This is a genomic window from Dyella sp. NPDC103356, from assembly GCF_055584465.1.
Genome location: NZ_JBVJLZ010000008.1, coordinates 98,729 through 119,293, shown reverse-complemented (window position 1 = coordinate 119,293; position 20,565 = coordinate 98,729). Strand labels below are relative to the sequence as shown.

Here is a 20,565-nt window from a genome sequence, read left to right as displayed (position 1 = left end):
CGCGGCAGCTCGCGGCGTCCCGAGCGATCTCATACGCGTCCTCATGCCAAGCATTCTTTCGCACCCGCCCCTCCCCACCACGCCCAAGCAACGCCGCTACTGGACCCCGCCGCACGGGTCGGCACGGGCATTGCTGGTGGCGGAGGCTGCGCGCTCGCATGGCGGCCTGCTGGTGGCGGTCACGCGCGACACTCAACGCGCCCATGCCCTGGAAGACGAACTGCGGATCTTCGCCGGCGGCCTGCCGGTGCTGCATTTCCCCGACTGGGAAACCCTGCCGTACGACGTCTTCAGCCCGCACCCGGAAATCGTTTCGCAGCGCATCGCCACGCTCTATCAGCTGCCCTCGGTCGAGCGCGGCGTGCTGGTGGTGCCGATGGCTACGCTGATGCAACGCATCGCGCCACGCAGCCATATCACCGGCTCGGGCCTGATGCTGAAAAAGGGCCAGAAATTCGATCTGAGCGCCGAACAGCGCCGCCTGGAAGCGGCAGGCTATCGCAATGTGCCGCAAGTGGCCGAACCGGGCGATTTCGCCATACGCGGTGCGCTGATCGATATCTTTCCGATGGGCACGGCCGAGCCGTATCGCGTCGAGCTGTTCGATGACGAGGTCGAATCGATTCGCAGCTTCGATCCGGAGAGTCAACGCTCCCATCAACAGGTGGAACGCGTCGAGCTGTTGCCCGCACGCGAGTTTCCGCTTACCGATACGGCGGCCAAGGACTTCCGCGGCAAACTGCGCGAGCGGTTTCCGATCGACGTGCGTCGCTGCCCGCTTTACCAGGACATGAAAGAAGGCGTGACACCAGGCGGCATCGAGTACTACCTGCCGCTGTTCTTCGAGCAGACCGCGACGCTGTTCGATTACCTCTCCGAGACGGCCGTGTTCCTGCTCGCCGAGGGAGCGCTCGACTCCGCCCAACAGTTCTGGCAACAGACAGGCGAACGCTACGACCAGCGCGCGCATGACATCGAGCGCCCGGTGCTGCCGCCGGCGGAGCTGTACCTGTCACCGGAACAATTGCGCGAGCAGCTCAACAAGCGCCTGCGCGTGGAAGTCGTACCCAGCGGGCACGAGCACGCCGTCGACACCGGTACGCAGCCGGCGCCGGAGCTGCCGATCAACCGCAAGGGCGAAGAACCCGGCACGTCGTTACGCCACTTCATGGCGAGCTATCCCGGCCGTGTGCTGATTGCCGCCGATTCAGCCGGCCGCCGCGAAGCCCTGATCGAAACGCTGGCCGCCGCCGGGATGAAACCCGACAGCGTCGAAAACTGGCATAGCTTCGTCCCTGCAACGGGCGCCGCACCCAAGTTCGCCATCACTACAGCCGCACTGGAACAGGGTTTTGCGATCACCCGACCCGCGCTTACCGTACTGACCGAGCGCGAACTCTACGGCGAGCGCGTGCGTACCGAACGCAAGCGTCGCCGTGGTGCGGAGCGTGATCCGGAAAGCATCATCCGCGATCTCACCGAGCTCACGATCGGCGCGCCGATCGTGCATGTCGATCAGGGTGTGGGGCGCTATCAGGGCCTGATCTCGATGGATGTCGGCGGCATGGCCGGCGAATTCCTCACCATCGAATACGCCAAGGGTGACAAGCTGTATGTGCCCGTGGCGCAATTGGGCCTGGTCAGTCGCTACTCCGGCACCGCGCCCGAACTAGCGCCGTTGCATTCGCTGGGCGGCGATGCGTGGGAGCGCGCGCGCAAGAAAGCCGCCGAAAAAGTGCGCGATGTCGCCGCCGAACTGCTGGCGATCTATGCACAACGCGAAGCGCGTGGCGGTCAGTCGCTTTCGATCGATCGCCAGCTGATCGAAGAGTTTGGTGCCAGCTTCCCCTTCGAGGAAACACCGGACCAGGAACATGCCATCGGCGCCGTCCTCGGCGACCTTGCCGCACCGCGTGCCATGGATCGCGTGATCTGTGGCGATGTCGGCTTCGGCAAGACGGAGGTCGCACTGCGCGCTGCGTTCGCTGCCGCCACCGCCGGCAAGCAGGTCGCGGTCCTGGTGCCGACCACATTGCTGGCGCAGCAGCATTACCGCAACTTCGCCGACCGCTTCGCCGACTGGCCGGTTCGCGTCGACGTGTTGTCGCGTTTCAAATCCACCAAGGAAGTCAACGAAGCGCTCAAGCGCCTCGCCGAGGGGCAGATCGACGTCATCATCGGCACGCACAAGCTCTTGCAGCCGGATATCAAGTTCAAGGACCTCGGCCTGGTCATCGTCGACGAAGAACAACGTTTCGGCGTGCGCCAGAAAGAGCAGCTGAAAAAGCTGCGCGCGGAAGTCGACCTGCTGACCATGACCGCCACGCCGATCCCGCGCACGCTGAACATGGCGATGAGCGGCTTGCGCGACCTGTCGCTGATCGCCACGCCGCCCGCGCATCGCATGGCGGTGCGCACGTTTATTTCGGCATGGGAGCCGGCGCTGATCCGCGAGGCGTTCCAACGCGAGCTGCAACGCGGCGGCCAGGTGTATTTCCTGCACAACGAGGTCAACACCATCGAACGTACCGCGCGCGAGATCGAGGAGTTGATCCCCGAGGCGCGTATCGGTATCGCCCACGGCCAGATGCCCGAGCGCGAGCTGGAGCGGGTGATGGCGGACTTCCACCGCCAGCGCTTCAACGTGCTGGTGTGCACGACAATTATCGAAACCGGCATCGACATCCCGACGGCCAACACCATCATCATCGACCGCGCGGACCGCTTCGGCTTGGCCCAGCTGCATCAGCTGCGCGGCCGCGTCGGCCGCTCGCATCACCGCGCTTATGCCTATCTGGTCGTGCCCGATCGCAAGGCCATGACCGCTGATGCCGAGAAGCGCCTGGAAGCCTTGGCGTCGCTGGAGGAACTGGGCGCGGGCTTTACCCTGGCCACGCACGACCTGGAAATTCGCGGTGCCGGCGAACTGCTTGGCGACGAGCAATCCGGCCAGATCCAGGAGATCGGCTTCGGTCTCTACACCGAGTTGCTGGAGCGAGCCGTGCGCGCGCTCAAATCGGGCAAGGTGCCGGACTTCGATCTCACCAGCGAGCACGAGACCGAAGTCGAACTGCATCTGCCTGCGCTGATACCCGACGATTACCTGCCGGACGTGCATACGCGCCTGACGCTGTACAAGCGCATCGCCAGCGCGCGCAATGAAGATTCGCTGCGCGACCTGCAAGTGGAAATGATCGATCGCTTCGGCTTGCTGCCCGACCCGACCAAGCAACTGTTTGCCATCGCCGGGTTGAAGCTGATGGCCACGCCGCTAGGTATTCGCAAGCTCGACTTCGGCCCCAATGGTGGTCGCATCGTTTTCCGCGACAAGCCGGAAGTGGATCCGATGACGATCATCAAGCTGGTTCAGCGCCTGCCGCGCGTCTACAAGCTGGAGGGCCAGGACAAGCTGCGCGTTACGTTGGAGCTCCCTGGCGCCACCGAGCGCATTCGTAGTGCTCAGGATGTGCTGGTAGCCCTGGGTGCGCAGCGGCCTGGATAAGAAGAGAGCTACACGGACAGATTCATGTGAGAGCGACTTTTCAGTCTCGACAGGAACTTGCCTCAAGGCAGGCCCATCGCGACTGAAGGGAACCCGTAAAACCCTCGGTGAAGCGGACTGCAAAGGCGTGTACGTCCGGCCCGACTCCGACCCTGGCCACCATTGCAAGCCGCAAGCGAAGCCTCCCTACCTGGGCGCTTTTTCTTACCTTGCATTTGGAAAAGCCAAATCCGGCAGCCCATGCCATGAGTCATGATTGACTACCTGAGTGGTCGATTCCTACGCTCGCTGCGCCGCACCAATCCCGGTGCGCACCATCCCGGATTCGCGACACCATGACTGCTACCCCGACGCGCCGCGGCGCGCTCATTCCCGCTTTATTGAGCGGTTTGCTGCTGTCCTTTGCCACCATGGGCCATGCCGACGATCAGGCACTTCCCGACAACGACATTCGTGACGTGCTGAAAACGCTCAGCCAGGATCTGGTCAAGCACTACCCTTTTCCCGACCTCTCCAAGCGCTACGCGCAAGCGCTGAATGATGCCGCCAAGTCCAACCGCTATCACGGCCTTGACCATTGCGACCTGGCCAAGAAAGTGACAGACGATCTGCGCAGCACGCACAAGGATGTCCATCTGCATGTGTTCTGCGACAAGAGTTTCCGTCACACGACAGCCGCGAACGCGAGCGCAAGCAGCAAACCCCTTGGTGTCGACGCAAGCATTGAGTCGGTGGAACTGGACAAGAATCTGGCCAGTGCCTATATCCAGTCGCAAGGTTCCTGGGGCCAAGGCAAGGACAACTACGAGGCGGTCGCCAATGCAATGGGTCTCGCGGCGCACGCCAAGTACGTGATCATCGACATCCGCAACAACCCCGGCGGCAGTGGCACGATCGGCCGCTTCTTCGCTTCGTATTTCTACGACGTCGGCAACGAGCAGTTCTATCTCAACGGTTTCCACAAAGACCGTAGCGACGACGAGCAGGAGTGGACCTACGATTACGTGCCAGGCAAGCGCCTGACCGATGCCAAGCTTTACATCCTGGTCAACGACCATACGGCCTCGGCTACCGAAGGTTTCGCTTATGCAATGCAGCGCCTGCATCGCGCCACCATTATCGGCCAGACCACCGCGGGCGCGGGCATAGCCGGCAGCATCGAAGACCTTGGCCACGGCCTGAGTGTTTTCCTGCCGGTCAAGATGGTGGTTGCTCCGCGCACTCAGGAAGGCTGGGAAGGCGTCGGCGTAAAGCCGGACGTGGTGACGCCGGTCGGCGAGGAAAAAGCCACGGCTATGCAAATGATCAAGGACGATATTGCAAAGCAGCCGGCCAAGGACGAGCCCGCGCCAAAACCGTAATCGATCGTTATGCCTCTTCTTGGTGTGCCTGGCGCAACTGCAGCACCATGGAGTAATAGCGGTGTAAAGCCGATGGCGCCAAGGGCGCCATCGGCTCAAAGAAAAGTCGCTTCCGACACCCCGTTGGGTGACTAAACACGAGCCCTGTTTCACGGGGGCGTTTTTGCCCTCAAGAGCGCGAAAAGTCAGTTTTTAAAGGTTCCCTGAAGTCGCTCCCGCAGAAAAGCTGGTACTACTCAGGCACGCACGAGAAACTGCACACTGAAAAGCTGCTGGGGATCAAGCCAAACATGCCGCACTTTCAACCCGGCATGCGCAGCAAGTGTGGCGAAATCTTCCAGCGAATATTTGCAGCTGTACTCCACCTGCATCGCTTCGCCGTCGCCAAAGCCGACATGCATCCGCCCGATCCGCACTTGCTGGCTACGCGCGCTGACAATATGCGTCTCGATGCGCCCGGCCATCGGGTTGTAATGCGCACGGTGGCGAAAGGTGGAGAGATCGAAATCGCTGCCGATCTCCCGGTTGAGCCGCACCAGCATATTGAGCGTGAACTCGGCAGTGACACCAGCCTTATCGTTGTAAGCCGCCTCGATCACCGAGGGGTCTTTCTTCAAATCCACGCCGATCAGGACACCGCCGCCCTCGCCCATTTCGTTGCGCATCTTGCGCAGCAGATCGATCGCATCGCGCGCCTCGAAATTGCCGATGGTCGATCCCGGGAAATAGATGACGTTGCGGCGCGGAGCGCGCGGCGGAACCGGCAAGCGCAACGGGCGGGTGAAGTCCGCACAGAACGGCTGGATCGTCAGCTCCGGAAACAACTCGCTGAAGCTCTGCACGCTCTGACGCAGCGGTTCGGGCGAAATCTCCACCGGCATATACGACACCGGCGAGCGCAACTGCTCGAGCAGCATGCGCGTCTTGATGGCGCTGCCGCTGCCATATTCGATCAGGCGCACGTCCTCGCCCAACACCTCGGCGATGTCACCGGCGTGCACATTGAGCAGATCGATTTCCGCGCGAGTGAGGTAATACTCCGGTTGATCGCAGATGTCCTCGAACAACTGCGAGCCACGCTCGTCGTAAAACAGCCACGATGGCAAGCGTTTGGGCTGCAAGCGCAAGCCGCGTTGTACCACTTCCAGGACATCGTTGATCGGGGGGCGACGATCGTCGTCGCGAAGTTCATACGCCTGCATGCTCATGCATCGGTACTCTTATCGGTCCTGCGCCAGACGAAGCCCCATGAACTGCCAACGCGCATCGGGCGGGAAAAAATTGCGATAACTGCTGCGAATATGATCGCGCGGTGTCGCAAACGAACCGCCGCGCAACACCATCTGTCCGCTCATGAATTTACCGTTGTATTCGCCCAGTGCGCCGGGAAGCGTCTTGAAGCCTGGATAGCTGCCGTACGCCGACGAGGTCCATTCCCAGACATCGCCATACATATGCAACAGGCCGTCGCCACTTGCGGCGCGCGGCAGCCGTGGCGCGCGATCGAGCAGATTGCCATCGATCGGCACATGCTCGGCGGCATGTTCCCATTCCGCTTCTGTCGGCAGGCGTGCACCCGCCCAGCGAGCGAATGCATCGGCCTCGTAGTAGCTCAGATGGCACACCGGTGCATGCGGATCGAGCGGACGCACGCCATGCAGCGTAAACGCGCTGGCAAGATCGTCCTGCCAATACATCGGACGCTGCCACTGTTCGCGCTGTACCGTCGCCCAGCCTTCGGAAAGCCACAGCGTCGGCTCGCGATAACCACCATCGTGAATAAACGACGCGTACTCGGCATTGCTCACCGGACGGTTGGCGAGTGCGTGAGGCTCGAGCCACACGCGATGACGCGGGCCTTCGTTGTCGAAGGCAAAGTCATCGCCGGCATGCCCGATATGAACCAGGCCTTCGTGGCCCGGTATAAACGTCATAGGAACCGAGGTTGTCGACGGCGTGTCGATAGCGGCGCTGTAAGCCGGCTTCAGCGGATTGCACGAAAGTGCGTGCTGGATATCGGTAAGCAACAGCTCTTGATGCTGCTGCTCGTGGTGCAGGCCAAGCTCGATAGTCGCCAGCACTGCAGCGGGAACATCACCGCTCAACAGCTCTTGCAGCGCGTCATCGACATATCGCCGATAGGCCAGCACATCGGCCAACGCTGGGCGCGACAGCAGGCCACGCTGCGGTCGCGCGTGCATCGGCCCGACCGATTGATAGTAGGAGTTGAACAGATAATGCCAATCCGTGTTGTAAGGCCGATAGCGACTGTCCTGCCCCAACACGAATTGTTCGAAGAACCAGGTGGTATGCGCCAGGTTCCATTTGCCCGGGCTTGCATCGGGCATGGACTGGATCTGCATATCTTCGGCACTGAGGCCCGCGGTAAGCGCGATGCTGCACCCGCGCACGCGGGTGTAACGCTCGGACAGCTCGGTAGCTACCTGTATGGAGGCCGGGCTCATGAGGTTCTCCCCGAGGGACGCTGACAGCGGCTCGATCGCTCCCTGCCGTCCGTCCCTGCCAGACCGTCATCGCTGTAAAAAGACATGCCTATCACCATGCCCGAGGCCCCGTTTATATCTTGTGATGCACCGATGGCGGATGGTTTACAGTGTGGCCTGCAGTAGCTGACCGGGCCGGCTCGCCCGGCCCCGGGTATCCCTATCCATGAGGTGATTCGATGAACGCCTTGAAACCCACCCTGCTCTCCCTGCTTCTCGTTGCCGTTACCGCGGCCGCTCATGCCGCCGACACGCCCGCTCCGCTGTTCAAACCCTTGCGGCCTGTCAGTTCGTGCATCCGCACTGATCGCATCGACGAATGGCATATCGTCGACGCGCGCACGGCGATCGTTCGTACCGGACCTCAACGCTATGTCGTGAAACTTCAAAACGATTGCCCTCGCCTCGGCGTCGGCCGTCAAGGCTTGATCTTCCGCGCCAACGAAGCGAACCAGCTCAACTCGCTCGGCCGCATCTGCGGCGAAGCCGGGGAATCGGTACGCTCACGCGATCAACCGCCTTGCGCGCTCCACTCCGTTCGAATCATCGACAAGCCGACGTTCGACAAGCTGAGCGCGAAAGCGACTCGCCACGGTAATGGTGCCGAACCGAGCGGAAACAAGCCCTAGGCACGTTCCGATCGGACAAAAAAAGCCCGGCCGATGCCGGGCTTTTTTTGCTTTCTATTCAACGCTCGCGATCAATAACCGTCGTCGCGAACATAACGGGTGTAACCCGGGTCTTCGTAAACCGTGCGGGTTTCAACCACGCGACGGGTCACAACAGGCGCGTCCTCATACACCACCGTCGGCTGCGTGTAGACCACGCGCGGGGCATAGTACGGATCCGGGCGCAGCGCGTCTGCAACCACACCTGCGGCAACACCGGTCAGGATTGCACCTGCCACCCAGCGACCGCCACTCCAGTAACCACCACCGCGGTGATAACCGCCGTAGTAACCACCGTGATAGCCGCCGTGGTAACCGTAACCGCCACGATAACCGCCCCAGCCGTGCGCCGATGCGGTGAGCGGTGCTGCCACCATTCCCGCCAAGGCAAGGCTAACGGCAAGGATCTTTGCACCACTGAAACGCTTGGTCATGACACACCTCCGTGAATACGATGCCTATGCTAATCCCGCGGGATTAATGTGAACTGAAGGGTTTACTTTTTGATCCGAGCGGTGTCCCAGGGGTTAATCGACGCGTCAGCTTGGCGTGAACGCAACAGCCAGCAACCGTGAATATCGTTGCGGCGCGCAAAGTCGAACGGGATACTGACCTGGCTGACATCCTCGATGATGAAACGTTGCTCCAGCGCCTCACGATCCAGCTTGAACTTCCTGAAATTATTTGAAAAAACGATGACGCCGTCGCGACCCAGGCGGTCGCCGCATGCTTCCAGCAGCTTGACGTGATCGCGTTGTACGTCGAAATCGTCGGCCCGTTTGGAGTTGGAAAACGTCGGCGGATCAACGTAGATGAGACCGAAATGGTCGCGCTCGCGCTGCAGGAATTCCAGCGTATCCGCCTGGATCAGACGGTGGCGCGCGCCGGTGAATCCGTTAAGCGCAAGATTGCGCGACGCCCACTCCAGGTAGGTCCCGGACAGGTCCACGCTGGTGGTATCGCGCGCTCCACCGGCCGCCGCATAGACGCTGGCCGTGGCGGTATAGGCAAACAGATTCAGGAACCGGCGCCCTTCAGCCAGTTCGCGCAGACGCCCACGCACCCAGCGGTGATCCAGAAACAGACCGGTATCGAGATAGTCGGTCAGATTGATCAGGAAATTCAGCCCACCTTCTTCCACTTCGACAAATTCGCCGCGCTGGTCGAACTGGCCGTACTTGGAGCCGCCCTTGCCGCGTTCGCGCGTCTTCAACGCGATACGTTCGCGCGATACGCCGAATACTTCACCGGCGACACGGACTATCTCGCGCAATCGCTGACGCGTGGTTTCCACCGGTATTTCCGCCGGCGCGCGATATTCCTGCACGTGTAACCACTGGTTGCCTTCGGCGTCGCCATACACGTCGATCGCGGCGGCGTACTCGGGCAGGTCCTGATCGTAAGCGCGCCAACAATGAATGCCTTCGCGCTCAAGTTGCTTGCGCAGATGGCGCAGGTTTTTCTCCAGCCGGTTCTTCAGCATCTGCGCGCCAGCCGATAGCGGCTTCGCTTCGCGCGGTGTCTCGTCGCGCGCATGCAGTTCGAACAACAACAGCACCGTTTCCAATGCGCCGTTGTAAAGCGCATAGCGTTTTTCGGCGCGCAGCGGCATGGCACGACCGAGTTCCTCATCGCCCGCGAGTACGGCAGCGCGCCAGCCCGCAAAACGAGCACGCAGCATTTCACCGAGTGCGCGATACAACGCCGGCATCTGGCCACGTTCGCCCAGGCGCTCGCCATAGGGCGGATTGGTGATGACCAGACCACGCTCGACGCCCGGCGGCGGCGAGACATGCAAGGCATCGTGCTTGTCCAGCGTAAAGAAGCCGGCGACGCCAGCTTCCTGCGCGTTGCGCTTGGCGGTCTGCACCATGCGTGCATCGGAGTCGGAACCGAAGAAGCAGCTGCGCAAGGCGCGCAGGCCGTTGTCGGCACGCTCGCGTGCTTCGTCGAGCAGGCGGCGCCACAGCGCGATATCGTGCTTGTGCCAGCCGAGAAAACCGAAGTAATCGCGGCGAAGACCCGGTGCGACATCGGCGGCCATCAAAGCGCCTTCGATCAGCAAGGTACCCGAACCGCACATCGGATCGAGCAAGGCGCCGCCTTCCTTGTACATCTCCGGCCAGCGCGCGCGCAGCAACATCGCGGCGGCGAGGTTTTCCTTCAGTGGCGCTTCGCCCTGCAGCTCGCGCCAGCCACGGCGATGCAGCGGCGAGCCGGCAAGGTCGATCGAGATCGTCGCGCGATCACGGCGCAAGCGCAGATTGATGCGTACGTCCGGCTCGTCGGTGTCGACATCCGGACGCGTGCCATCGCGCTGGCGAAACTGGTCGACGATGGCGTCTTTCGCCTTCAAGGCGATGAACTGGCTATGCGTCAGCTTGCTTTGTCCGGTCACCGCGTCGATCGCCAGAGTGGCATGCGAGGCAAGATGCTCGGACCAGTCGATCGATTGCACGCCGGCATACAACGCATCGCCATCGGCCGCGTCGAACTCCGCCAATGGCAGCAGGATGCGACTGGCCAGCCGCGACCACAGGCAGGCGCGATAGGCGATTTCCAGCTCGCCGGCAAAATACACGCCGGCCAATGCCTCACGCACATCGGACGCACCCAGCGCAATCAGCTCGTCGCGCAGCAGGTATTCCAGGCCCTTGGGGCAGGTAGCGAAATAAGCGCTCACGATGCTTTCGCCACGCGGTCGAGGAACAGCTGAAACTGCGATGCGATCGTATCGATGCAGTCGCTGAGTCGATGGTCGTCGTCCAGCACCAGCAGCGGCACGCGGCGCTCGCCGGCAAAACGGAAGATCGGCTCGAGCGGGCAGATGTCGTCGCGCCAGCCGTGGATCAGCTCCGTCGGCACATCACGACGCATATCGAAGCCTTCGGCAAAGCCCGGAATCTCTGGCGGCGTCGCCAGCAGAAACAGACCGGCGACCGGCACATCGCGCGAGACCAGCCCGGACACGAAGGCGCCCATGCTCGAACCCACCAGGATCGGTGGCGTGGACTGGGCCTGGACGGCCGCGCGCAGCCGGGCGATACGCGGCGCCACCGAGCCGACATGGCCGAGTGCGTCGTCTTCGCGGTAATCGGGGCGCTGGGTCTGCCAGCCGAGCGATTCGGCAAGCGCTGCCAGCGCGCTGACCTTGGTGGCGTCCGGACTGGAGTCCGAACCGTGGGAAAGGATGATCTGGCCGCGCATCGCGGTCTCCATAAGCTTTTCGGGTATCCCCGCCATGATACCGGCAACACGCGCCCTACCTGCCTCGGATACGCTATGGGCCATGCTGACCATTCACGATCAACCGCTGCCCTATGTCGAAAAGCTGCCCGAACGCCCCGCCTCGGCGGTGACGCTGGTGGTGATTCACTGCACCGAGCTGCCGGATCTGGCGACCGCACGCGAATACGGCGAGCGCGTGCTCTACGACAACGGCACCGGGGCGAGCGGCCATTACTACGTCGACCGCGACGGCTCGATCTATCGTTACGTGCCGGGTACCCGCGTGGCCAACCATGTGCGTGGGCAAAATCCTCACTCGATCGGCATCGAGCTGGTCAACCTGGGCCGCTACCCGAACTGGTGGGACTCGCATCACCAGACCATGACCGAGCCCTATACCGCCGCCCAGATCGCCGCCCTGCGCGCGCTGCTGGCCCAGCTCCGGCAGGATTTCCCCGAGCTTCGGCAGATTGCCGGCCACGAGGACCTGGATCTGGCGCGGATGCCCGCCAGCGACGACTCGTCCAAAGAGGTACCGCGCAAGCTGGATCCGGGCCCGCAGTTCCCTTGGGACGCCGTACTGAAGGACAGCGGGCTGGAACGGATCAGCCATCGCCCGTGACAGCTGGGAACAGGGGCCACACCGCTATACTTCCCGTTTTGCAACAACCGGCAAGGGCCGAATCGTCATGAAACAAGCGCACGTCAGCGAGCTGGTCGACCTGCTCGATCTGGAACGTCTGGAAGACAACCTGTTTCGCGGCCAAAGCCGCGATATCGGCACGCAATTCGTCTTCGGCGGCCAGGTGCTCGGCCAGGCCCTCTCGGCGGCGCAGCAGACGGTCGATGCGTCACGTACCGCCCATTCGCTGCATGCGTATTTCCTGCGTGCCGGCGATATCGACGCGCCGATCGTCTACAGCGTGGAACGCACGCGCGACGGCGGTACGTTCTCGTCCCGGCGAGTGGTGGCGATCCAGCACGGCCAGCCGATCTTGAATGGCTCGATCTCGTTCCAGATCGAGGAAGGCGGCTTCGAGCATCAATCGTCGATGCCCGAGGTGCCCATGCCCGAGGACATCGAGCCGATGCAGCCGCTGTCGCCCGAGCAGATGGCCAAGCTGCCGGAAAAGATCCAGCGCTGGCTCGGCGTCGATGCCCCGATCGAGTTCCGCCATGTCTGGCCGCAGGACAAGCTCAAGCCGGTCAAGCGCCCGCCGATCCAGCACATCTGGTTTCGTGCCGCGGCTCCCGTAGGCGACTCGCCTGCCCTGCACCGCGCCCTGCTCGCCTATGCCTCGGATTTCAACCTGATCGGCACGGCGACGCTGCCGCACGGCATCTCCTACTACACGCACAACGTGCAGATGGCGAGCCTGGACCACGCGCTGTGGTTCCACCGCCCGTTCCGCATGGACGACTGGCTGCTCTACTCCTTCGACAGCCCCACCGCCCAGGGCGCCCGCGGTCTGGCCCGTGGCCAGATCTTCAGCCGTGACGGCCGCCTGATCGCCTCGAGCGCGCAGGAAGGGCTGATTCGGCTGCGGGAATAACCTTGCCACGCACCTGCGGGTAAACTCAGCACCATGCGCCAGATCTATACCTCTCCCCGCCCGGAAAACATCGATAAAGTCGTCGAATTGCTCAAGGAACAGGGCATCGAGACCACGGTGAACAATCGTTCCAATTGGAACAAGCCCAACTACGAGCGCTTCAGCTATTCCCAGCGCCGGGAAAACCGCGACAGCTGGCCCCAGGTCTGGGTCAACCACGCCGATGACTACACGCGTGCCCGCAGCGCGCTGCGTGAGGTCGGTATCGAGCCGGTGATCCGCCATGGCGAGGAACTGGCTGCCGCACGTAACCCGGCACCGGAGGCGAAACGCCGCGATGTGGCCACCCGCATTCGCCGGATCGTCCTGCTGGCGGTCGCCGGGGCCTTCGTCATTACCATGCTCCGCTACATGGGCGTGATCTGAATGGCCGGCAAAGCGCCGTCCCTGTAAGTTTCTACGGGCGCAAATCGACTAGCCAAAGCGCCCCAAAGCAGGCATAGAATCGGGCCATGCGCTCCGATAACGTCCGCCTGTTCCAGACCCTGCCGCACAGTTGCGGCTATTTTGCCGAGCGCACGGCACAGAATCTGGTGATCGATCCGGCTGCGCCGCAGCTGGACCAGTTGTACGGCGCGGCGCTGGAACGTGGTTTTCGTCGTGCCGGCGGGCACCTGTATCTACCCCATTGCGGTCAGTGTCGCGCGTGCACGCCTTGCCGCATCGACGTGGAACATTTCGCGCCCGATCGTGCGCAAAAGCGCTGCACGAAACGCAACGCCGATATCGTGATCAGCGAATCGATGGCCGGTTACAACGCCGAGCGCCACACCTTGTACGAGCGCTATCTGCGCCAGCGTCATCCCGGCGGCGGCATGGACGAAGCCGATGCCAGCGATTTTCGCCGGTTTCTCACCGCGCCGTGGAGCCCGACGCTGTTTCTCGAAATGCGTCTGGCCAAACGCCTTGTCGGTGTCGCGGTCACCGACGTGTGCACCAACGGCCTCTCGGCCGTCTATACGTTCTTCGATCCCGACGAACATGCACGCAGCCTAGGGACGTTCGCGATCCTGCAACAGGTTGCCCTGGCCAGGCGACGTGGTTTGCCCTGGGTCTATCTCGGCTTCTGGATCGAGGGGCATCCGAAGATGGATTACAAGCGACGGTTCCGCCCGCTGCAGGTCCGCGGGACAGCCGGCTGGGCGGCGATGGAATAGCCAACACCTCCGCAGCATCGCAAATACTTTCTCAATAACACTTTGAGATTGCCCCCGAAGGCATCAGCGCAGTAGTCTCGTCCAGAGGACGTTACGCGTTTTTGTCAGGGGGTATTCGCGATGCATACGACCACGGGCACCGCCCCGGGGTTGCACGCGGCCGGGCTTCAGGATTCTCCGTCCGCAGCCACTCCCTTGTCTGCAGGCAACACCGCTGCGGAAGGTTTTGCCGTGCCCGGATTCGACGCTGTCGTGCGTCTGGCTTCACACTCGCTCGGCGTACCGCTGGTGTCGCTGGTGCTCAGCAGCGGTGAAACCTATTGGTATACGAGCGGCGGCACCACGCCTATCCACAGTCCGCAAGCGCTGCATCCGTTTTATAACGAAGCGGCGCGGCATCAGGCCGGACAATTGATTCTGGATACGCGCCTGGACGAACGCTTCGGCGATACCGATCTTGGCTTCGCAGCGACGCCTGAGCCGATCCGCTTTTTCGCCAGCGAACCGGTTTTTACGCTGACCGGCCAACACATCGGCGCACTGTGCGCGATGGACATCCATCCGCGTGCGAACTTGAGCGAAAGCGAACGCAGCGCATTACGCGATGCCGCCGCACTCGCCGGCGCAGGCGTGGTGTTGCGCAGCTACCTGGGCCGCACCGATCCGGTCACGCAACTGCCGCATCGCAATGCGTTCTTCGAGGATATGCGCGCCCACATGCGCGACGTGCCGCATGCCTGGGTGATTGCCATCGACGTGGCACCGGTGCAACGTTTCAATGCTTTCATTCGCGCCATGGGGCACACCTACGCCGACGAGCTGATCCGGCTGGTGGCGCAGCGCACGCAGAGCTGGATGTCTACCGATGTCCACCTGTACCAGGTCGGGGTAACCCGTTTTGCGGCGCTGCTTCCCGATCGCAACATGCTGATCGATCCGGCGCGCCTGGACGCGCTGGTGGCGCTGCTTCGCCGCCCTTTCGACTGCCTGGGCATACCGCTGACCATCCAGCCTGGCGTGGGCCTGCTGAAGATCCAAGCCAGCGAATTGCGCGGCGGCGATCCGCTGCGCCTGGTGATGAGCGCCTCGTATGCGGCGCAATCGAGTGCACGCGGCTGGGCCGTCTACGACCACGCGCAGGATGAACAGCAGCGCCAGGAGTTTTTCCTGGTTACCGAACTTGCCGCGGCGCTCGCCGATCACACCGAGCTGGATCTGCACTATCAGCCGCGCGTCGATCTCGATAGCGGCCGCTGCGTCGGCGTCGAAGCCCTCGCCCGCTGGAAACATCCAACACTCGGCCCGATCCCGCCAACCCAGTTCATCGGTCTGGCCGAACGCGCCGGACTGATGCATTCGCTGACCCAGTGGGTACTCGATCGCAGCCTCGCGCAACTGGCCGTGTGGCGAAACCAGGGACATCAGATCCATCTGTCGATCAATGTCTCCAACACCGATCTGAGTACCGGCCTGGTCGATCGTCTTCGCCAGGCTGCCGAACGTCACTCGGTCGATCTGGCCACGCTCGAACTGGAGTTCACCGAAAGTACCTTGATGGAACACAGCATCACCACGCGCCGCTATCTCAGCGCGATTCGCCGACTGGGTACCGGCATTGCCATCGACGATTTCGGCACCGGCTACAGCAACCTGGCCGCCTTGCGGCAGATGCCGGCGACCAGCCTCAAGATCGATCAATCCTTTGTACGCGGCATGACGACCAGCCGCCACGACGAAGCGATCGTGCGCTCGGTGGCGGAGCTGGCGCGCAGCATGGATTTTCGCGTGGTCGTGGAAGGCGTCGAAACCGAGCACATCTACGACAGCGTGCTCGGCATGGCCTGCGATGAAGCGCAGGGCTTTCACGTGGCCTATCCGATGCCGGCGGACGAGGTGTCCGTCTGGCTGGACGCTTACCGCGGCATGCGTTCGCGGCAAGCGCCCTGATTCGCCTTACTGGATTTCCGCGGCTTTCTCCGCCTGCGCATTGGCCGGCAGCTTCGGATACGGAAACAGTTTGATCAACGGCACCGACAGGCCATCGTCGCCAACGACACGGCAGTGCGTACGATCGAGCTGACGCGGCTCGTCCACGCCACAGCTGTGCGCAATGATGCCCACTTCCTGCATCACGTTACGTGCGTAGTGGAATACGCGCTCGCTCTTGTCGGTGACGACCAGGCCACGCTGCAACTTGGAATTTTGCGTGGTGATGCCGGTAGGACAGGTATTGCGATTGCACTGCAGCGACTGGATGCACCCGAGCGCAAGCATGAAGCCGCGTGCCGAATTGACGAAGTCGGCGCCGATCGAGATGGCCCAGGCCACATCGTAGGCCGTGATGCACTTGCCCGAGCAGATCACCTTGACGCGATCGCGCAGGCCCTTTTCGATCAGCACGTTGATCACCGCCGGCAGCGCTTCGTGAAGCGGCAGGCCGACACCTTCCATCAAGGTTTGCGGCGCCGCACCGGTGCCACCTTCGGAACCGTCGATGATGATGAAATCAGGCGCGCTTTCAATGCCGCGGCGATGGATTTCATCGCACAGCTCGACGATCCATTCGACTCCGCCAAAGACCGCCTTGAAGCCGGTCGGCTTGCCGGTCAGGTCGCGGATGTGCGCGACCTTGTCGAGCAGCTCGTAGATGTTGCCGATGTCGGTATGGCGATTCGGGCTCTGCGAATCCTCGCCCACCGCAATGCCACGGATGGCGGCGATTTCCGGCGTCACCTTCGCGCCCGGCAACAAGCCGCCCATGCCGGGCTTGGCGCCCTGACCGAGCTTGATGCTGACCATCTTGACCTGCTTGTGCGCGCAGATCGCCTTCAACTTGTCGTCGTCGAGTTTGCCATCCGCTGTGCGTACACCGTACTTGGCCGTGCCGATCTCGAACACGATGTCGCAACCGCCTTCGAGGTGATACGGCGCCAGACCGCCCTCACCCGTATCCATCCAGATGCCGGCCTTCGCCGCACCATGCGATAGCGCGCGCACCGCCGGTGCCGACAGGGCGCCGAAGCTCATCGCGGAGATATTGAAGAACGCCGAATGGCTGTATGGCTCGCGTGCGTACGGCCCGATCGTCACTGGCTTGGGCTCGACCGCCTGCTCGCCCAGCGCCGGAAATGGTGCATTGACGAAGAACGGCACGCCTTCGCCGCGCAGGTCGCGACTGGAGCCGAAGGCGTTAGTGTTGTCGACGTTCTTGGCGGCGCGATAAACCCAGGTGCGCTGCGCGCGATTGAACGGCATTTCTTCGCGGTCGCTGGAATACAGGTACTGGCGGAAGAACTCGCCCAGGTGCAAAAACCAGTAACGGAAGTGGCCGATCACCGGGAAGTTGCGCAAGACCGAATTGGCCTCCTGATTGCGGTCGACCATCCAGACCACGGCGATGACCGCCACCAGGATCACCAACAGCAGAATGAACAGGGCCGCGAAAGTCTCGACAACCACGATCAACCAATGTGCAAATCCCATACTGCGCTCCGTTGCGGTGATTCGAATCGGGCTAGCGTATACCCGACTGCATGCTTGATGCTTTCGAGGCGATGAAAGGGAGTCTCGAAAAGCCTCGCCTTCTGCCGTCGTCCCGGCGAAGGCCAGGACCCATTCCTCAGTTTTCGCCCGTCAGATAAGGTGTGGCAAGCCTCTGCGCTGAGGAATGGATCCCGGCCTTCGCCGGGATGACGGATAGGAGAGGCTTTAGATTTCTACGCGTAATTTCCTGGCGGCGCGAATCGCCTTGGCCTTGGCCGCCTCGATGTCCTCGTCGCGGGCCAGGGTGACCGCCATGCGGCGGCGGCCTTTTACCGTCGGCTTACCGAAGATGCGCAGCTGCGTGTCCGCCTCGACCAGCGCTTCGGCCACCCCCTGGTAACGCGGCGCCTCACCCTCGCCTTCCACCAGCACCGCGCAGGACGCCGAGGGGCCGAGCTGACGAATCACTGGAATTGGCAGGCCGAGGATGGCGCGCGCGTGCAAGGCGAATTCGGATAGCTCCTGCGATACCAGGGTCACCAGGCCGGTGTCGTGCGGACGCGGGCTGACCTCCGAGAAAATCACCGCGTCGCCCTTGACGAAAAACTCCACGCCAAAGACACCCCAGCCACCCAGTGCGCCGGTGATCGCCTCCGCCTGGCGCTGCGCGTCGGCCAAGGCCAGCTCGCTCATCGGCTGCGGTTGCCAGGACTCGCGGTAGTCGCCATCTTCCTGGCGATGCCCGATCGGCGCGCAGAAACTGACCCCGTCCTTGTGGCGCACGGTCAACAGGGTGATTTCGTAATCGAAGTCGATAAACCCCTCGACGATCACCCGCCCCTTGCCGGCACGGCCGCCGGATTGGGCATAGTCCCAGGCGGCATCGAGCTGGTCCTCGCGCTTGACCACGCTCTGGCCCTTGCCGGAGGAGCTCATCACCGGCTTGATCACGAACGGCAGGCCGAGCGTGGCGGCAGCCTCGCGGTATTCGCCCACGCTGTCGCAGAAGCGGTACGGTGAAGTCGGCAACTTCAACTCTTCGGCGGCTAGGCGGCGAATGCCTTCGCGGTCCATGGTGAGCAGTGCGGCACGCGCGGTCGGGATCACCTTCAGACCGGTCTTTTCCAGTTCGACCAGGGTCGGTGTGTGGATGGCCTCGATTTCTGGCACAACCAGATCGGGCTTTTCCTGCTCGATCAGCGCGCGCAAAGCAGCCCCATCGAGCATGTCGATCACGTGGCTGCGATGCGCCACCTGCATGGCCGGTGCGTGTGCGTAGCGATCGACGGCAATGACCTCGACGGCATAACGCTGCAGCTCGATGGCCACTTCCTTGCCAAGCTCGCCGGAGCCGAGCAGCAGGACGCGCAGGGCATGGTCGGAATGCGGGGTGCCGAAAGGCTTCATTGGGATCTCCGGTGGTCCAATTGGCTATTGTAAGTGGAGCGCAATTGGCCATGGAAACGCCTATCCATCAGATTACGCTGCATGGCAGATTGACGCCGGGCTTTTCCAGGCGTTCACTGTAGCTGTCCCACCCCAGGACACTCATCATGCGTAGCCGTACGACCGCCCTGCTCTTGCTGGTGCTGTTATGGTGCGTACCCGCCTGGCTGCCAGCCCAGGCCAATGTCGGCACATCCGACGAAACCTGGATGAGTGTGCGCCTGGCCGGGCGCAAGATCGGCCATCTGCTGATCGAGCATGAGCGCGACAGCGACCGGATCGTCACTACCCAGTCGCTGACGATCCTGCTCAACCGCAATGGCAAGAGCATCCCGATGAGCAATATGACCCGCAGCGTGGAAACGCTGGGCGGGGAACCACTGGCTTTCGCCTCTCGCACTTCGATGTCGGCCATCGACAGCACTGTCAATGGCAGCCGCCAGGCGGATGGTTCGTACAAGGTCGTGAGCAATGTCGGCGGCATGGAACAGCTATCGAGTATCGACTGGCCGCAGGGCTCGCTGATGGCCGAAGGCCTGCGCCGAACGATGCTGGCCCAGGCCGGCCACACCGGTCAGCGTTACCAGGTACGCGTGTTCGATCAGGCCACCCAGCAGGCGGTGCCGATCCAGGTCGACGTATTGGGTTACGAACCGGTGGAGCTGCCGGGCAGCACGGAAATGCTCAATCACCAACGGCAAACCTTGCAGACATCCAGGGGCCTGCAGACCATCGACCTGTGGCTCGACCGCGATGGGCAGGTTCGCAAGGGCGTCTTGACGATGATGGGACGCCAGCTGGAAATGCTGGCCTGCGACCGCAGCTGTGCGCTGGCGCCGGAGCAGGACCTGGACATGTTTCGTGCGGCCATGATCGACTCGCCGCGCCCGCTGCCGGTGTATATGCGCGATGCCTTCCTGCGCTATCGCATTCGCGTCAGCGGCGATTCCCCGCAACCGGTGATCAATACCGACGAACAACGCGTATTGCGCCTGCCTAGCGGCGATTGGCAAGTCGATGTCGGCGTGTCGCACCCTGGTGGGCAGCCGCCGCCAACCGACGCCGATCGCAAGGCCAATCTCTGGGTGCAATCGGATGCACCGGCCATCCGGGAGCTGGCTGCCGTGGCCGTGGGCAGTGCCAGCAGCGACCAGGAAAAAATGCGCCGGATGCGCGTCTTCGTCAGTAACTACATTACCGAGCACGGCCTGGATGTGGGCTATGCCTCGGCGCTGGAGGTGGTGGGCAGCCACCAGGGCGACTGCACCGAATACGCGATCCTGCTGACCGCGCTGGCCCGCGCGCAGGGCATCCCGGCACGCATGGTCACGGGCATGGTCTATGCCGATCGCTACGCCGGAAGCTCGCGCGTCTTCCTTCCCCACGCCTGGGTGCAAGCCTGGGTCAATGGGCGCTGGCAGAGCTACGACGCGGCCCTGCGCCGTTTCGATACCACCCATATCGCGATCGATTCGGGCGACGGCGATCCCTGGCATTTCTTCAATGCCAGCAACGTGTTCGCCACCCTGCACATCGAGGATGCGAGTGCTTATTGGGAGCTGTTCTCGTCCCCGCCACCGGCCGGGCCGTCGATCTGAATCCG

At 62.7% G+C, this 20,565-nt stretch carries 16 protein-coding genes; 9 read left to right on the top strand and 7 right to left on the bottom strand.

Going from position 1 to position 20,565, the window contains the following annotated elements; genetic code table 11:
* Positions 1 to 43: 43 nt before the first annotated feature.
* Together mfd and ACZ6WW_RS18175 are read left to right on the top strand one after the other, a co-directional pair.
* Entirely contained in the window at positions 44 to 3,502 is a 3,459-nt protein-coding gene (gene mfd, locus ACZ6WW_RS18180; RefSeq protein WP_465275431.1) for a transcription-repair coupling factor, read from the top strand.
* A 335-nt stretch (positions 3,503 to 3,837) separates the two neighbouring features.
* Complete coding sequence (locus ACZ6WW_RS18175; protein WP_465275430.1) at positions 3,838 to 4,863, top strand: S41 family peptidase; 1,026 nt, start codon at positions 3,838 to 3,840, stop codon at positions 4,861 to 4,863.
* A gap of 236 nt (positions 4,864 to 5,099) precedes the next feature.
* Here ACZ6WW_RS18175 and egtD read toward each other — a convergent pair whose 3' ends face one another.
* Complete coding sequence (gene egtD / locus ACZ6WW_RS18170; RefSeq protein ID WP_465275528.1) at positions 5,100 to 6,065, bottom strand: L-histidine N(alpha)-methyltransferase; 966 nt, start codon at positions 6,063 to 6,065, stop codon at positions 5,100 to 5,102.
* A gap of 18 nt (positions 6,066 to 6,083) precedes the next feature.
* Entirely contained in the window at positions 6,084 to 7,328 is a 1,245-nt protein-coding gene (gene egtB, locus ACZ6WW_RS18165) for an ergothioneine biosynthesis protein EgtB (RefSeq protein WP_465275429.1), read from the bottom strand.
* 218 nt (positions 7,329 to 7,546) lie between these two features.
* Here egtB and ACZ6WW_RS18160 point away from each other — a divergent pair, with 218 nt between their 5' ends.
* Positions 7,547 to 7,996: a DUF6491 family protein gene (locus tag ACZ6WW_RS18160; protein WP_465275428.1), complete on the top strand. Its 450-nt coding sequence runs from the start codon at positions 7,547 to 7,549 to the stop codon at positions 7,994 to 7,996.
* A gap of 71 nt (positions 7,997 to 8,067) precedes the next feature.
* Here the strand turns inward: ACZ6WW_RS18160 and ACZ6WW_RS18155 are convergent, their stop codons facing one another.
* The 3 genes from ACZ6WW_RS18155 to ACZ6WW_RS18145 all read right to left on the bottom strand — a co-directional run bounded on the left by ACZ6WW_RS18155 (position 8,068) and on the right by ACZ6WW_RS18145 (position 11,242).
* Positions 8,068 to 8,469, bottom strand: a complete 402-nt coding sequence (locus ACZ6WW_RS18155) for a hypothetical protein (protein WP_281849729.1) — start codon at positions 8,467 to 8,469, stop codon at positions 8,068 to 8,070.
* A gap of 62 nt (positions 8,470 to 8,531) precedes the next feature.
* Positions 8,532 to 10,718 (bottom strand): bifunctional 23S rRNA (guanine(2069)-N(7))-methyltransferase RlmK/23S rRNA (guanine(2445)-N(2))-methyltransferase RlmL, encoded by a 2,187-nt coding sequence (rlmKL, locus tag ACZ6WW_RS18150; protein ID WP_281849731.1) that lies wholly within the window; start codon positions 10,716 to 10,718, stop codon positions 8,532 to 8,534.
* On the bottom strand, positions 10,715 to 11,242 hold the full coding sequence (locus tag ACZ6WW_RS18145) for an alpha/beta fold hydrolase (RefSeq protein WP_465275427.1): 528 nt from the start codon (positions 11,240 to 11,242) through the stop codon (positions 10,715 to 10,717). Before ACZ6WW_RS18145 ends, rlmKL begins: the two co-directional genes overlap by 4 nt.
* A 34-nt stretch (positions 11,243 to 11,276) precedes the next feature.
* Between ACZ6WW_RS18145 and ACZ6WW_RS18140 the strand changes: the two genes are divergently transcribed.
* The 5 genes from ACZ6WW_RS18140 (at position 11,277) to ACZ6WW_RS18120 (ending at position 15,980) form a co-directional block, all read left to right on the top strand.
* The gene (locus ACZ6WW_RS18140; protein WP_465275426.1) at positions 11,277 to 11,885 is read left to right on the top strand and encodes an N-acetylmuramoyl-L-alanine amidase; all 609 of its coding nucleotides are present in this window, start codon (positions 11,277 to 11,279) and stop codon (positions 11,883 to 11,885) included.
* Between the two features lie 67 nt (positions 11,886 to 11,952).
* The gene (gene tesB, locus ACZ6WW_RS18135; protein ID WP_281849735.1) at positions 11,953 to 12,816 is read left to right on the top strand and encodes an acyl-CoA thioesterase II; all 864 of its coding nucleotides are present in this window, start codon (positions 11,953 to 11,955) and stop codon (positions 12,814 to 12,816) included.
* A gap of 33 nt (positions 12,817 to 12,849) precedes the next feature.
* Positions 12,850 to 13,242 carry a putative signal transducing protein gene (locus ACZ6WW_RS18130; protein ID WP_281849737.1) on the top strand — a complete coding sequence of 131 codons (393 nt, stop codon included), beginning with the start codon at positions 12,850 to 12,852 and terminating at the stop codon, positions 13,240 to 13,242.
* A gap of 86 nt (positions 13,243 to 13,328) precedes the next feature.
* The gene (locus tag ACZ6WW_RS18125) at positions 13,329 to 14,033 is read left to right on the top strand and encodes an arginyltransferase (RefSeq protein WP_465275425.1); all 705 of its coding nucleotides are present in this window, start codon (positions 13,329 to 13,331) and stop codon (positions 14,031 to 14,033) included.
* A gap of 120 nt (positions 14,034 to 14,153) precedes the next feature.
* A complete protein-coding gene (locus ACZ6WW_RS18120) occupies positions 14,154 to 15,980 on the top strand; it encodes a putative bifunctional diguanylate cyclase/phosphodiesterase (protein WP_465275424.1) in 1,827 nt (608 codons plus the stop codon).
* Positions 15,981 to 15,986: 6 nt separating this feature from the next.
* Here the strand turns inward: ACZ6WW_RS18120 and ACZ6WW_RS18115 are convergent, their stop codons facing one another.
* A complete protein-coding gene (locus ACZ6WW_RS18115) occupies positions 15,987 to 17,516 on the bottom strand; it encodes an FMN-binding glutamate synthase family protein (RefSeq protein ID WP_465275423.1) in 1,530 nt (509 codons plus the stop codon).
* Between the two features lie 225 nt (positions 17,517 to 17,741).
* The gene (purT, locus tag ACZ6WW_RS18110) at positions 17,742 to 18,923 is read right to left on the bottom strand and encodes a formate-dependent phosphoribosylglycinamide formyltransferase (protein WP_465275422.1); all 1,182 of its coding nucleotides are present in this window, start codon (positions 18,921 to 18,923) and stop codon (positions 17,742 to 17,744) included.
* 146 nt (positions 18,924 to 19,069) lie between these two features.
* On the opposite strand from purT, the gene ACZ6WW_RS18105 reads away from it, so the two are divergent.
* The gene (locus ACZ6WW_RS18105) at positions 19,070 to 20,560 is read left to right on the top strand and encodes a transglutaminase-like domain-containing protein (RefSeq protein ID WP_465275421.1); all 1,491 of its coding nucleotides are present in this window, start codon (positions 19,070 to 19,072) and stop codon (positions 20,558 to 20,560) included.
* Positions 20,561 to 20,565: the final 5 nt, after the last annotated feature.